This is a genomic window from Bacillus cereus group sp. BfR-BA-01492 (assembly GCF_022662815.1).
Taxonomy (GTDB): Bacteria; Bacillota; Bacilli; order Bacillales; family Bacillaceae_G; genus Bacillus_A; species Bacillus_A cereus_BD.
Map to the genome: position 1 here is coordinate 1 of NZ_JAKUEH010000067.1, position 276 is coordinate 276.

Below are 276 nucleotides of genomic sequence, written 5' to 3' on the forward strand. Positions count from 1 at the left end.
GTTTTTAATTCCTCCCGTGCAATTAAAGATTTTATACTAAAGGTTAACTCTTGATTTTCATCATTTGGATTAATAACTTCCGTTGGTGTAATAATGAATGTTTCTGAATAGCGAAATACGCGATAAATCGTTCCTTGATCTACCATATCCCCACGACCAAGGCGGTCTAAGTCCATTACTAAAACCGCATCCGCAATACCAGTTTCTACTTCTCGAAGAAGCTTTTGCATCATAGGTCTTTCAGATATATATTCACCAGAAACAACTTCTTCAAAA

The 276-nt window shown here is 35.9% G+C and carries 1 protein-coding gene; it reads right to left on the reverse strand.

Features of this window, described 5'->3' with window-relative positions; translation table 11 throughout:
- Positions 1-276: recombinase family protein (locus MR063_RS21640; RefSeq protein WP_242201344.1), on the reverse strand; the 276-nt coding region annotated here is incomplete at both ends.